A 12,690-nucleotide genomic window follows, 5' to 3' on the forward strand; every position below is an offset into this window, starting at 1 on the left:
GGCCCCTTTCTGCTTTTCCTATGCAAGCGCTTGTAATTTCCCAAGCGTGCCCCCACATTAGGTCCAAGCATCATTTCCACCGGTTTCCGGCCATAAGGCCGCTGTAGAGGCGAAATCATGAAGACCACCCTCGACTTGCCTCTTTTGCCATTGCGCGATGTCGTCGTCTATCCGCACATGGTCATCCCACTGTTCGTGGGGCGTGAGAAGTCAATCGAAGCCCTCGAGGCCGCGATGACGGGCGAGAAGCAGATCCTGCTGCTGGCCCAGAAGAACCCGGCCGATGACGATCCAGGCGAAGACGCCCTGTATCGGGTCGGTACCGTCGCTACTGTATTGCAACTGCTGAAGCTGCCCGATGGCACTGTCAAGGTGCTGGTCGAGGGCGAGCAGCGCGGTGCGGTGGAGCGCTTCACCGAAGTAGAAGGGCACATCCGTGCCGAAGTCTCCCTGATCGACGAAACCGACGCCGCCGAGCGTGAGTCGGAAGTCTTCGTGCGCACGCTGCTGTCGCAATTCGAGCAGTACGTGCAGCTGGGCAAGAAAGTCCCCGCCGAAGTGCTGTCGTCGCTGAACAGCATCGAAGAGCCTGGTCGCCTGGTCGATACCATGGCCGCGCACATGGCGCTGAAGATCGAGCAGAAGCAGGAAATCCTCGAGATCGTCGACCTGGCCACCCGTGTCGAGCACGTGCTGGCACTGCTGGATGCCGAAATCGACCTGCTGCAGGTCGAGAAGCGTATCCGTGGCCGGGTCAAGAAGCAGATGGAGCGCAGCCAGCGCGAGTACTACCTGAATGAGCAGATGAAGGCCATTCAGAAGGAGCTCGGCGATGGCGACGAAGGCCACAACGAAGTCGAAGAGCTGAAAAAGCGCATCGAAGCCGCTGGCCTGCCGAAAGATGCCCTGGCCAAGGCCCAGGCCGAGCTGAACAAGCTCAAGCAGATGTCGCCGATGTCCGCCGAAGCCACCGTGGTGCGCTCGTACCTCGACTGGCTCGTGCAGGTGCCGTGGAAGGCCCAGAGCAAGGTGCGTCTGGACCTGGCCAAGGCCGAGGAGATCCTCGATGCCGACCACTATGGCCTGGAAGAGGTCAAGGAGCGGATTCTCGAGTACCTCGCCGTGCAGAAGCGGGTGAAGAAGATCCGCGGCCCGGTGCTGTGCCTGGTCGGCCCGCCTGGCGTGGGCAAGACCTCGCTGGCCGAGTCGATCGCTGCCGCGACCAATCGCAAGTTCGTGCGCATGGCCCTGGGCGGCGTGCGTGACGAGGCCGAAATTCGGGGTCACCGTCGTACCTACATCGGTTCGATGCCTGGCCGCCTGATCCAGAAGATGACCAAGGTGGGTGTGCGCAACCCGCTGTTCCTGCTCGACGAGATCGACAAGATGGGCAGCGACATGCGTGGCGACCCTGCTTCGGCGCTGCTGGAAGTGCTCGACCCGGAACAGAACCACAATTTCAACGACCACTACCTGGAAGTCGATTACGACCTCTCGGACGTGATGTTCCTGTGCACCTCGAACTCGATGAACATTCCACCGGCGCTGCTCGACCGCATGGAAGTCATCCGCCTGCCGGGTTACACCGAGGACGAGAAGATCAACATCGCGGTCAAGTACCTGACGCCCAAGCAGGTCAAGGCCAACGGCCTGAAGGCCGAAGAGCTGGACATCGACGTCTCGGCGATTCGCGACATCATCCGTTACTACACCCGCGAAGCCGGTGTGCGTGGCCTGGAGCGCCAGATCGCCAAGGTCTGCCGCAAGGTGGTCAAGGAACATACCGGGCAGAAACAGGTCAAGGTCAAGGTCACCAGCGAACAGCTCGAACACCTGCTTGGCGTGCGCAAGTTCCGCTACGGCCTGGCCGAGCAGCAGGACCAGATCGGCCAGGTTACCGGCCTTGCCTGGACCCAGGTGGGCGGCGAATTGCTGACCATCGAGTCGGTGGTCATTCCTGGCAAGGGCCAGCTGATCAAGACCGGCTCGCTGGGTGATGTCATGGTCGAATCGATCACTGCCGCGCAGACCGTGGTCCGCAGCCGTGCCCGCAGCCTGGGGATTGCCGCCGACTTCCACGAGAAGCACGACGTGCATATCCACATGCCCGAAGGTGCCACGCCGAAGGACGGCCCGAGCGCCGGTATCGGCATGTGCACCGCGCTGGTGTCCGCGCTGACGCAGATTCCGGTACGCGCCGATGTGGCCATGACCGGTGAAATCACCCTGCGTGGCCAGGTACTGGCCATTGGCGGGTTGAAGGAAAAACTGCTGGCCGCACACCGTGGCGGGATCAAGACGGTGATCATTCCCGAGGAGAATGTTCGCGATCTGAAGGAAATTCCGGAAAATATCAAACAGGATCTGCAGATCAAACCGGTCAAATGGATTGACGAAGTCCTGCAAATTGCGCTGCAATACGCCCCGGAGCCCTTGCCAGATGTGGCTCCGGAGATTGTCGCTAAAGATGACAAACGCGACGGCGATGCTAAGGAAAGAATCAGCACGCACTAGTAGTTTTTGGCCGGGGGGCTTTCCTTGACAGTTTTTTCGGGGCCTTGCTATAAAGCGGCACGCTATTGTCAAGCTGCCACCCGGCACACGTTTCATAAGCTTTTCTTTACATACTTAGAAACAAACTCAATAGAGAAATAAGGGGACTTAGAGTGAACAAGTCGGAACTGATTGACGCTATCGCTGTATCGGCTGACATTTCCAAGGCTGCCGCCGGCAAAGCTCTGGACGCTGTGATCGACTCCGTGACTGGCGCCCTGAAAGCAGGCGACGACGTCGTTCTGGTTGGCTTCGGTACCTTCTCGGTCAAAGAGCGCGCCGAGCGCACCGGCCGTAACCCACAGACCGGCAAGGCAATCAAGATCGCTGCTGCCAAGGTTCCAGGTTTCAAGGCAGGCAAAGGCCTGAAAGACGCCGTCAACTAAGTCGTCTCTTTCAGCCGGACCCGGCCTGGCCAGGTCCGAGCACGCTGATGGCGGGCCGCAAACGTTCCCGCCTGACACGTTTGCTAAGAAAAGGCGCATCCTCGGATGCGCCTTTCTTTTATCAGGATTCTACCCACGCTCCGCGGTTGTCGACGCAGTGGTACAGCCGTTTCTGGGGGACGCATGCTGCAAAATATCAGGGACAATTCACAAGGTTGGATTGCCAAGACCATCATTGGCCTCATCGTCGTGTTGATGGCGTTGACCGGCTTCGACGCCATTTTCAAGGCCGCCACCCATAGCCAGGACGCGGCCAAGGTGAACGGCCACACCATCAGCCTGAACGAGCTGAGCCAGGCCGCCGACATGCAGCGCCGCCAGCTGATGCAACAGCTGGGCAAGGATTTTGACCCAGCGCTGCTGGATGAAAAACTGCTGCGCGACTCCGCGCTCAAGGGCCTGATCGATCGCAAACTGCTGCTGCAGGGTGCCGAAGATGCCAAGTTCGCCTTCTCCGAAGCCGCGCTGGATCAAGTGATCCTGCAGACGCCTGAATTCCAGGTCGATGGCAAGTTCAGCGCCGATCGTTTCGATCAGGTCATTCGCCAGATGGGCTATGGCCGCATGCAATTCCGCGACATGCTCGGGGAAGAGATGCTGATCGGCCAGTTGCGTACCGGTATCGCCGGCAGCAGCTTCGTCACCGACCAGCAGGTCGACGCCTTTGCCCGCCTGGAAAACCAGACCCGCGACTTCGCCTCCCTGACCTTCAAGGCCAACCCGGCTGCGGTCAAGGTCAGCGATGACGAGATCAAGGCGCATTACGACCAGCACGCCAAGGAGTTCATGACGCCGGATCAGGTGGTCATCGACTACATCGAGCTGAAGAAGTCGGCGTTCTTCGATCAGGTCAAGGTCACCGACGAAGAGCTCAAGGCCCAGTACGAGAAGGAAGTCGCCAACCTCGCCGAGCAGCGCCATGCCGCGCATATCCTCATCGAGGTCAACGACAAGGTCACCGACGCCCAGGCCAAGGCCCGTGCCGAAGAGATCGAGCAGCGCCTGGCCAAGGGTGAGGATTTCGCCAAGCTGGCCAAGGAGTTCTCCCAGGACCCAGGTTCTGCCAGCAATGGCGGTGACCTCGGCTTCGCTGGCCCGGGCGTGTATGACCCGGCCTTCGAAGACGCGCTGTACAAGCTCAACGACGGCCAGGTATCGGCCCCGGTGCGCACCGAGTTCGGTTACCACCTGATCAAGCTGCTGGGCAAGCAGGCGCCGGAAGTACCGAGCTTCGCCAGCCTGAAGGACAAGCTGACCCGCGACCTGAAGACTCCGCTGGTCGAACAGCGTTACGTCGACGCCAGCAAACAGCTGCAGGATGCTGCCTACGAGGCTTCCGACCTGGCCCAGCCTGCCCAGGACCTGAACCTCAAGGTGCAGACTTCCGCTGCGTTCGGCCGCGAAGGCGGCGAGGGCATCACCGCCAACCGTGGCGTGATTCAGGCGGCGTTCTCCGAAGAAGTGATGGATGAAGGCGCCAACAGCACCGCCATCGAGCTTGACCCGGAAACCACTGTGGTGCTGCGCGTCAAGGAGCACCGCAAGCCGGAGCAACTGCCGCTGGAAGCTGTGGCCAAGCACATCAGCGAACACCTGGCCAAGGAGAAGGCGACTGCCGAGCTCAAGACCAAGGCGGACAAGCTGATTGCCGGTCTGCGTGACGGCTCCATCGTTGCCGCTGGCGCTCACGACGGTCAGGGATGGAAGACTCACGAAGCCGTGACCCGTGGTCAGGACGGTATCGATCCGGCCGAACTGCAGGCGCTGTTCCGTCTGACCAAGCCGCAAGCCAAGGACAAGCCGGTGTACGGCAGCGTGGTCCTGGCCGACGGCAGCCTGGTCGTGCTGCAGCTCAAGGGCGTCAACGAAGGTGCCGCCGCCAGCGACGACGAGAAGCAGCAGATCCGCCGCTACCTCGCTTCGCGTGCTGGCCAGCAGGACTTTGCGGCCTACCGCAAGCAGCTGGAAGGCACTGCCGACATCACCCGTTACTGAGTGATGGATGCATGATGAAACGGGCCGCTAGATGCGGCCTGTTTCATTTCTGTCGCCTGTGTAGTACCTGTAGGAGCGGGCTTGCCCGCGAAGAGGCCGGTACAGGCAAAACAAGGCCTAGCGCTTCTTGCCTTCGTAATTGTCCAGCGTATCCCGCGCAATCTCCCGCCCCAGCGCTATCAGTTCCGGCGCCTTGTAGAACTCGAAGAAGCGGCACACCCGCTTGGGCACGTTGATCAGCACATCCGGCGGATACCCGGCAATCTTGTACTGCGCCAGTGACGTCTGCATCACCTCGAAGCTCTGGTTGATCAGGTCGAGCAGCGAGGCCGGCCCGACGTTGTCGATGATGAATGAGCCGGTCGCTGACTTCGGTGCGCCTTCGCGCTCCGGCGCCGCAGCGGGTTGCTGGGCCTCGGGGTCGGCCGTGTCGGCCAGCCACGGGTTGGGCGGCGCCAGTCCTTCGGCGACGATCTCCTGCTCGATGCGAATCAGCTCCTCGGCAGGCTTGCGTCGAAACGGCAGGCGCGACCCGAGTGAACTCAGCAAGGCGTCAAAGCGCATCTTGAAGGCTGCGGGCCGCTCGATCACCGGCAGCTGGTACTGCTTCTGGTTGGTGGCGTTGAGGTTGACCGCGATGATCAGGTCACAGTGGCTGGACACCACCGGTACGATCGGCAGAGGGTTGAGAATGCCGCCGTCGACCAGCATGCGGTTGCCCTGCATCACCGGCGTGAACAGGCTCGGAATCGCCGCCGAAGCACGCATGGCCTGATGCAAGCAGCCTTCCTGGAACCAGATTTCCTGCTGGTTGGTAAGGTCGGCCGCTACCGCCGTGTAAGGGATGCGCAACTGCTCGATGTTCATGTCGCCGACGATCTTGCGAATCTGCCCGAACACCTTGTCACCGCGGATGGCGCCAAGGCGGAAGCTGACGTCGACCAGGCGCAGCACGTCCAGGTAGTCCAGGCTTTCGATCCAGTTGCGGTATTCGTCGAGCTTGCCGGCCGCGTAGATACCGCCAATCACCGCACCCATGGAGCAGCCAGCGATACAGGCGATGTCGTAGCCGCGCCGTTCGATTTCCTCGATCACGCCGATATGGGCATAGCCACGGGCGCCTCCCGATCCCAACACCAATGCCACGCGTTTACTCATGAACTTTCCCCGGCTGGTACAACCATGGTCCTACAATGCACTCATCGCTGCCTGTGCTTCAATCCAGAGCGTGCTGAACTACTCTAAGCAAAGCATATCGAACCGGGCACTTTTCAGTGGCGCGGGCGTCGAACAGCCACTCTTTTGACCTTTGAGGTATTACTGATGAAAGCCTGGATCTGCCTTCCACTGATCGCCCTGGCCCTTGCCGGCTGCGCGGGCAAGACGGCCTACCGCGAAAGCTGCGCGACTCAGCTGGATGGCGCCTGGAAGGAGCTGGACCTGGCCAAGGCCGAAGGGTTTGCCGGCACCGTCAGCTATTCCAAGGCCCTGTCGCTGCTGACCGGGGCCAAGACGCAGCAGCAGTTCGAAGGGTACGAAGGCTGCACCCACAAGGCCGAAAAGGCCCGCTTCTACATTCGTGAGTCGCGCGCCGGGCGCTGACCGAGGAGCGTCACATGTCCGCCATGCTCGATCATGTCGTTGCCCAGCTGCTGACCTTGCAGGTGCGCCTGCTGGCCTGTCGCGAGCGCCTGGCCGCCAATACCGACAGCGAGGCCCTGCACGACCTGCGCACCAATCTGCGGCGCCTGCGCAGCCTGTTGCGGCCGCTGAAGGGGCTGCCGGGGGTGGAGCAACTGGAGGAGGCGGCCAGGTCATTGGGAACGTTGACTACCCCCCTGCGTGATCGTGAGGTGCTGGCCGCCGAGCTGATCGGGCGCGGCCATGCCGGCGCCGGGCAGCGGCGCCTGGCAGGGCGGGACAGGACCTTCGCCAGCGTTGCCGCCAGCCCTCAGCTGACTCGGGTGCTGGCGATAGTCGATGCATTTCCGCTGTTCTTGCGGGCAGCGGATCGCGAGGGGCTGGCCAAGTCGCTGGACAAGCGTATCGACAAGCGCCTGGTCAAGCAGTGGCAAAAACTGCGCGAGGCCCTGCAGGACCCCGCCCATGATCGCCATCGCTTGCGCCTGCTGATCAAGCGGGCGCGCTATGGCGACGAGGCCTATCCGCAGCTCGATCATGCCGGCAAGAAACTGCAGCGCCTGTTGAAGAAGGCCCAGGGCGATCTGGGTGATTGGCATGACCGCCTGCAGTGGTTGCTGCAGGCCAAGGATCACCCCGACCTGGCGCCCTGCAAGGCCGGCTGGGAGCAGGAGCTGCACGAGGCTGAGCGCAGGTCCGATATCACCCTTGATGCGTTGCAGGCCGCGCTGAAGCGGCGTTAGCCCGGCAATTGACCGATATGCGGGCTGATCGCCTCGGGTTTGCTGGCTAGTATTGGCGAACCTTTCGCTACAAGGCAGGAGCCAGGAGCCGGCCGATGAATTTCAACCAACTGCTCAACGCCGTGCGGGAAAACCCCGACGCGGTCAGCATTCCGCCCAGCTGGACCCAGGGGCGTGCCGTTTTCGGTGGCCTGATGGCGGCGATGGTCTATGAAAGCATGCGTCTGAAGCTCGCTGACGATCGCCCGGTGCGCTCGCTGGCCATCAGCTTCGTCAGCCCGGCGGCAGCGGATGTGCCCATTCGTTTCGAGGTCGAAGTGCTGCGTGAGGGCAAGGCGGTCAGCACGCTGCTGGGCCGGGCCATTCAGGCGGGTCAGGTGGTGACGCTGGTGCAGGGTAATTTCGGTGCGGGTCGGCCATCGGTGGTCGATGTTGCGGCTGCCCCTGCCGCGCAGATGACGCCGCTTGAGCACGCGGCACCAGAGTTGCCCTACATCAAGGGCGTCACCCCCGAGTTCATGCGCCATGTCGCCTTGCGCTGGTCGGTCGGAGGCCTGCCGTTCAGTGGCAATCAGTCGCGCCACATGGGCGGCTGGGTACGCTTGCGCGATGTTGCCGAAGAGCAGGTCAACGAGGCGCACCTGCTGGCGCTGGTGGATGCCTGGCCACCGAGCCTGCTGCCGTTCCTCAAGCAGCCTGCAGCGGGCAGTACGCTGACCTGGACCATCGAATTCATCCAGCCGACGGCGAAACTGTCAACGCTGGACTGGTGCCATTACCGTGTCGAGACCGAACATGCGCGCGATGGCTATGGCCATGCGGCGGCGGCATTGTGGAGTGCAGAAGGGCAGCCGCTGGCCTTGAGCCGGCAAACGGTCACGGTATTCGCCTGATCATCAGCGCCGGTGCTTGTGCCGTTCGCGCCAGGCCTTCCACCAGGCACCGCTGAGGACGAAGCGTGGGAATGTGATGAACTGCTCGGTCAGCAGCCGCTGCACGGCGTCCTTGCGGTTGGCAAACGGTTCGGGCTGTTCGGCTTCCAGGCGATGCCCTTGGCGCTGCAGGCCCAGGCCGGCGACAAGGGCAATGATGCCGACGGCAATCTGGCCCAGGTCCAGGGCGAACAGGCCTGACAGCACCAGCAGGGCGCCCAGGATGAACAGCGGCACGGCAATCAGGTGCAACACCAGGTTGGTCGGGTGCCGGTGATTGTGGTGGTAGCCGCGCCATTGCCAGGTGTGCAGGTTGGGCAGTCGTTTGCTCATGGGCAGGTCCTCGCGATGTTCGTTGCAAGCATGCCCAAAGCTTAGTGCGGCCCCGGTGGCGGGGCCAATCGAGGCTGGCTATGGCGACTATAGCTTGAGCTGGCCAATGGCCTTGCTCAGTTCGCCGGCCAGGGTCGCCAGCTGGCTGCTGGTGGTGGCCGAGCCGACGGTCTGCTGCACGGTTTCTTCGGTGACATCGCGGATGCTCACCACCGCGCGGTTCATTTCTTCAGCTACCTGGCTTTGCTGCTCGGCGGCGACGGCAATCTGCGTGTTGCTCTCGCGCATCTGGGCGACCGCACCGGTAATCTCGGCCAGTGCCGCGCCGGCCTCCTGGGCCTGGCGGACGCAGTCGTCGGCCTTGTACGAACTCTCCTGCATGAACTCCACGGCGTCACGGGTGCCGGTCTGCAGGTCGGCGACCATTCGGGTGATTTCGTCGGTGGAGGTTTGCACGCGCTTGGCCAGGTTACGCACTTCATCGGCAACCACGGCAAAACCACGGCCCATTTCCCCAGCGCGGGCGGCTTCGATGGCGGCGTTGAGTGCCAGCAGGTTGGTCTGCTCGGCAATGCTGTGAATGACCCCGACCACGCTGTTGATCTTCTGGCTGTCGTCGGCGAGCTGACGAATCATTTCGGCGGTTTGCTGAACGCCGCTGGAAAGCCCGGCGATCGAATCCTGCACCCGGCTGACCACTGCCTTGCCGCTGCCGGCGAGGGTGTCGGCAGTCTGCGACAAGTCCCGGGTGGCGCCGGCATGCTGGGCAATGTGGTGCACGGTGGCCGACATCTCGTTGATCGCCGTGGCCGCCTGGTCGGTCTCGCTCTGTTGGCCGAGCATGCCATGGCGCACATCGTTCATGCTCGCGGCCAGGCGTGCGGCCCCGGAGTCCAGTTGCGCGGCGGTGTGGGCGACGGTGGCGACCACCCGGTGGTAGGTGGCCTGCATGGCGTTGAAGGCGCCGGCCATCTGACCGACTTCATCGCCGCAGGCCAGGGGCACGCGAGCCGACAGGTCGCCAGTCTTTTCCACGTGCAGCATCACGTCCTTGAGGGTATTGAGCTGGCTGAGCAGGAAGCGGATCAGCAGCTGCGAGGCACCGAGCATCGCCAGCATCAGGATCAGCACGCAGAAGGCGTAGTTGCTGAAGCGGTCGAAGAACACCTGGCGCAGGCTTGGCGCTGCAGCCAGCACGGCCAGTTGCTGGTCGCCATGGCGCAGCACCTGGGCGCCGCGCAGCGGGTTGTCGCCCAGGATCCAGGCAGCCGGCAGGGCTACCCAGCCTTGTGCATTGGCCAGGGCTTCGAGATTTTCACCCGCGTAAGTCGGGGTCTGGCCGGGTTGCCAGGTGATCAGGTTGGCCAGGCGGGGCAGGGCCTGCCCGCTGGGCCAGGCAGCCAGCAGTTCGGCCTGGGCTTGCGCCTGGGCCTGCGCGGCATCGGCGCGGGCGCGTTGCTCCAGGTGCACTGCATACAGCACCAGCAGCAAGGTCGTGACGAAGGCCACCGCGTTGACGGCCCAGAATTTGTACTTCAGGGAAATATTGCTAAGCCAGGCACCCATGGGTAGGTCTTCTCTGAGTTGAGCGGAAACAGTATTGGCAAGGTGCCATCATTGTGCCCGCGCACTCGAGAATCGCTCATGACATGGGTCAAGGAAGTTGGAAGAAGGCCTTTGCCGTGGCGCTGGTGTGCTGGGCGCAGTGCTCGATGCGCTCGTTGCGATGCAGCGCCACTTCACGCAGCACCTCGGTGAGGAATGCCGGCTCGTTGCGGCCGTTTTTCGGCTTCGGTCGCAGGCTGCGTGGCAACAGGTAGGGCGCGTCGCTCTCCAGCATCAGTCGGCCTTCGGCAATATTGCCCACCAGTGGGTGCAGGTGGGTGCCGCGCCGCTCGTCACAGATCCAGCCGGTGATACCGATGTGCAGGTCCATGTCCAGATAGGCGAACAAGGCTTCGCGCTCACCGGTAAAGCAATGCACCACGGCGGCTGGCAGGTGGTCGCGGTAATCCTTGAGGATGGCCAGCAGGCGCTCGCTGGCATCGCGTTCGTGCAGGAACACCGGCAGGCGCAGTTCTGCCGCCATTGCCAACTGGGCTTCCAGGGCTTTCTCCTGCAGTGGGCGAGGGGAGAAATCACGGTTGAAATCCAGCCCGCATTCACCCACGGCACGCACCCGTTCTTCAGCCAGCAACTGGCGCAATTGCCGCTCGCTGTTGCCATCCCATGACTTGGCATCGTGTGGGTGTACGCCGGCCGTGGCGAACAGGTGCTGGCCGTCGCCATCGAGCTGCTGGCAGAGCTCCAGCGCCTGCTCGCTGACCTCCAGGCTGGTGCCGGTCAGGACCATCTGCACCACGCCGGCCTCGATGGCGCGCTCGACGATGGCGGCCTGCTGGTCGTGGAAACTGCTGTTGGTCAGGTTGACGCCGATATCGATCAATTGCATGGTGCTACCTCGTGCCGCGGGGCGGCCAGCATAGCAAAAAGCGTGATATTCGGAAAAAACCAAGAACTTCAGGCGTTTGCCGTGGTCTTTTACCGTCATTTCTCACGACTGCGCGTACCGCCATGGCTGCCGCCCACCGACCACGGACACGAATTCGCATGCTGCGATACCTGCTGACCCTGTTGCTGATGCTCGGGCTGACCACGGTCGGTCCGGCTTATGCGCGGCTGCCGGGGCCACAGCAGAGCGTGCCGGTGAGCACGGCCCGTGACCTGCAGCAGATCCGCAGTACCAAGGTGCTGCGTGTGCTGGTCAACCAGAGCCGCAACAGTTCGGGTGAGATCAAGGGCGAGCCGGTGGGTATCGAATACTACCGCCTGCGTGGCCTTGAACATTATCTCAATGCCCGGGCCGGCGATGGCCAGCAGATCAGCCTGAAGATCATTCCACGGGCCAAGGAGCAACTGCTGGGTGCCTTGCAGCGCGGCGAGGGTGACCTGGCTGCTCCGGGCGAACTGCTTGACCCGGCCGTGACCGGTGGGGTCAACAGCAGTGCACCGGTGCTGGACCGCGTGCCGTTGTTGCTGGTCGGACGCAAGGGTGAGCGCAGCTATACCCGTGCCGAGCAGCTGTCCGGGCGTACGGTGGCATTGACCAGCGCCAGCGCGGCGGGTGCGGTGATCCAGCAGCTCAACCAGCAGCTGGCGCTGCGCAAGCGGGCGCCGATCAAGATCGAATGGGTCGATTCGACCCTGGCGGTGGAAGATGTGCTGGAGATGGTCCAGGCCGGTATCTATCCATTGACCATGGTGGAGCGCCCGATCGCCCAGCGTTGGGCCAGGGTCATGCCGAACCTGCGCCTGGACACCCGTGTGCAACTGGGGCAGGCGCAGGCCATGCGTTGGTATGTGCGGCATGATGCGACCATGCTGCTGGCCACGGTTGATCGCTTTCTCCAGGGCTATCATGCACCGGAAAACCAGGATGCGGCCTTCGAGCGCATCTACCGGCGCCAGTACCGTGTGCACAACCCGTTGGCGCGCAAGGACCGTCAGCGCCTGAACGCACTGCGCCCGGTGTTGCAGAAGCATGGCGAGGCGCAGCAGATCGACTGGCTGAACCTGGCGGCCCTGGCGTTCAAGGAGTCCACCCTCAACCCTGCGGCGCGCGGCAGCGGCGGGGCACACGGCCTGATGCAGATCACCCCGTCGGCTGCGCAACGGGTGGGGGTCAGTGACACCGGCTCGGTCGATGGCAATGTCCAGGCCAGTGCGCGCTACCTGGCGCTGATCCGCCGCAAGTTCTTCGCCAGCCCGCAGATCAACGAGCGCGAGCGCATGGCATTTGTGCTGGCGGCCTACAACCTTGGCCCGGAGCGGGTCCAGGCCATGCGCGCCGAGGCCCGCAAGCGCGGCCTCAACGGTAACCAGTGGTTTTTCCAGACCGAGCGCATCGCCATGGAGCAGGTCGGCATGGGGCCGGTCAACTTCGTCAACAGCGTCAACAAGTACTTCCTGGCGTTCAATCGCGAACGCCCGGCACTGGAGCGTGTGGTCAGTCGCTGACAAATCGATTTTGTCGATTGTTATGCTGGG

11 protein-coding genes are annotated in these 12,690 nt (G+C 62.9%); 7 read left to right on the forward strand and 4 right to left on the reverse strand.

Translation table 11 applies throughout. The features are described from left to right. Positions 1-117 precede the first annotated feature (117 nt). The 3 genes from lon to ACIPZ8_RS00695 all read left to right on the forward strand — a co-directional run bounded on the left by lon (position 118) and on the right by ACIPZ8_RS00695 (position 4,994). Entirely contained in the window at positions 118-2,514 is a 2,397-nt protein-coding gene (gene lon / locus ACIPZ8_RS00685; protein WP_159409581.1) for an endopeptidase La, read from the forward strand. A 152-nt stretch (positions 2,515-2,666) separates the two neighbouring features. Next, entirely contained in the window at positions 2,667-2,939 is a 273-nt protein-coding gene (gene hupB / locus ACIPZ8_RS00690; RefSeq protein WP_054883552.1) for a nucleoid-associated protein HU-beta, read from the forward strand. 183 nt (positions 2,940-3,122) lie between these two features. Next, a complete protein-coding gene (locus ACIPZ8_RS00695) occupies positions 3,123-4,994 on the forward strand; it encodes a SurA N-terminal domain-containing protein (RefSeq protein WP_400719120.1) in 1,872 nt (623 codons plus the stop codon). A gap of 117 nt (positions 4,995-5,111) precedes the next feature. Here the strand turns inward: ACIPZ8_RS00695 and ACIPZ8_RS00700 are convergent, their stop codons facing one another. Continuing rightward, positions 5,112-6,152: a patatin-like phospholipase family protein gene (locus tag ACIPZ8_RS00700; RefSeq protein ID WP_400719121.1), complete on the reverse strand. Its 1,041-nt coding sequence runs from the start codon at positions 6,150-6,152 to the stop codon at positions 5,112-5,114. Between the two features lie 165 nt (positions 6,153-6,317). Between ACIPZ8_RS00700 and ACIPZ8_RS00705 the strand changes: the two genes are divergently transcribed. From ACIPZ8_RS00705 to ACIPZ8_RS00715, 3 genes are all read left to right on the forward strand, one after another. Continuing rightward, positions 6,318-6,596 carry a hypothetical protein gene (locus ACIPZ8_RS00705; RefSeq protein WP_103448165.1) on the forward strand — a complete coding sequence of 93 codons (279 nt, stop codon included), beginning with the start codon at positions 6,318-6,320 and terminating at the stop codon, positions 6,594-6,596. Between the two features lie 14 nt (positions 6,597-6,610). Continuing rightward, the gene (locus tag ACIPZ8_RS00710; protein WP_400719122.1) at positions 6,611-7,378 is read left to right on the forward strand and encodes a CHAD domain-containing protein; all 768 of its coding nucleotides are present in this window, start codon (positions 6,611-6,613) and stop codon (positions 7,376-7,378) included. 95 nt (positions 7,379-7,473) lie between these two features. Continuing rightward, positions 7,474-8,271: an acyl-CoA thioesterase gene (locus ACIPZ8_RS00715; RefSeq protein ID WP_400719123.1), complete on the forward strand. Its 798-nt coding sequence runs from the start codon at positions 7,474-7,476 to the stop codon at positions 8,269-8,271. Between the two features lie 3 nt (positions 8,272-8,274). Here ACIPZ8_RS00715 and ACIPZ8_RS00720 read toward each other — a convergent pair whose 3' ends face one another. From ACIPZ8_RS00720 to ACIPZ8_RS00730, 3 genes are all read right to left on the reverse strand, one after another. Continuing rightward, positions 8,275-8,643, reverse strand: a complete 369-nt coding sequence (locus ACIPZ8_RS00720; protein WP_400719124.1) for an Mpo1-like protein — start codon at positions 8,641-8,643, stop codon at positions 8,275-8,277. Positions 8,644-8,730: 87 nt separating this feature from the next. Next, positions 8,731-10,209, reverse strand: coding sequence for a methyl-accepting chemotaxis protein (locus ACIPZ8_RS00725; RefSeq protein ID WP_400719125.1), 1,479 nt, complete (start codon positions 10,207-10,209; stop codon positions 8,731-8,733). 88 nt (positions 10,210-10,297) lie between these two features. Further along, positions 10,298-11,095, reverse strand: a complete 798-nt coding sequence (locus tag ACIPZ8_RS00730) for a TatD family hydrolase (protein WP_400719126.1) — start codon at positions 11,093-11,095, stop codon at positions 10,298-10,300. A gap of 158 nt (positions 11,096-11,253) precedes the next feature. On the opposite strand from ACIPZ8_RS00730, the gene ACIPZ8_RS00735 reads away from it, so the two are divergent. Next, the gene (locus ACIPZ8_RS00735; RefSeq protein ID WP_400719127.1) at positions 11,254-12,660 is read left to right on the forward strand and encodes a transglycosylase SLT domain-containing protein; all 1,407 of its coding nucleotides are present in this window, start codon (positions 11,254-11,256) and stop codon (positions 12,658-12,660) included. The last annotated feature ends 30 nt before the right edge of the window (positions 12,661-12,690 follow it).

It is taken from the genome of Pseudomonas sp. NPDC089422 (assembly GCF_044749405.1).
Lineage (GTDB): Bacteria > Pseudomonadota > Gammaproteobacteria > Pseudomonadales > Pseudomonadaceae > Aquipseudomonas.

Excerpts from the sequence above, each read along its gene's own strand:
- lon (WP_159409581.1), top strand. The coding sequence starts at position 118 with ATGAAGACCACCCTCGACTTGCCTCTTTTGCCATTGCGCGATGTCGTC.
- ACIPZ8_RS00695 (WP_400719120.1), top strand. The coding sequence starts at position 3,123 with ATGCTGCAAAATATCAGGGACAATTCACAAGGTTGGATTGCCAAGACC.
- ACIPZ8_RS00700 (WP_400719121.1), bottom strand. The coding sequence starts at position 6,152 with ATGAGTAAACGCGTGGCATTGGTGTTGGGATCGGGAGGCGCCCGTGGC.
- ACIPZ8_RS00705 (WP_103448165.1), top strand. The coding sequence starts at position 6,318 with ATGAAAGCCTGGATCTGCCTTCCACTGATCGCCCTGGCCCTTGCCGGC.
- ACIPZ8_RS00710 (WP_400719122.1), top strand. The coding sequence starts at position 6,611 with ATGTCCGCCATGCTCGATCATGTCGTTGCCCAGCTGCTGACCTTGCAG.
- ACIPZ8_RS00715 (WP_400719123.1), top strand. The coding sequence starts at position 7,474 with ATGAATTTCAACCAACTGCTCAACGCCGTGCGGGAAAACCCCGACGCG.
- ACIPZ8_RS00720 (WP_400719124.1), bottom strand. The coding sequence starts at position 8,643 with ATGAGCAAACGACTGCCCAACCTGCACACCTGGCAATGGCGCGGCTAC.
- ACIPZ8_RS00725 (WP_400719125.1), bottom strand. The coding sequence starts at position 10,209 with ATGGGTGCCTGGCTTAGCAATATTTCCCTGAAGTACAAATTCTGGGCC.
- ACIPZ8_RS00730 (WP_400719126.1), bottom strand. The coding sequence starts at position 11,095 with ATGCAATTGATCGATATCGGCGTCAACCTGACCAACAGCAGTTTCCAC.
- ACIPZ8_RS00735 (WP_400719127.1), top strand. The coding sequence starts at position 11,254 with ATGCTGCGATACCTGCTGACCCTGTTGCTGATGCTCGGGCTGACCACG.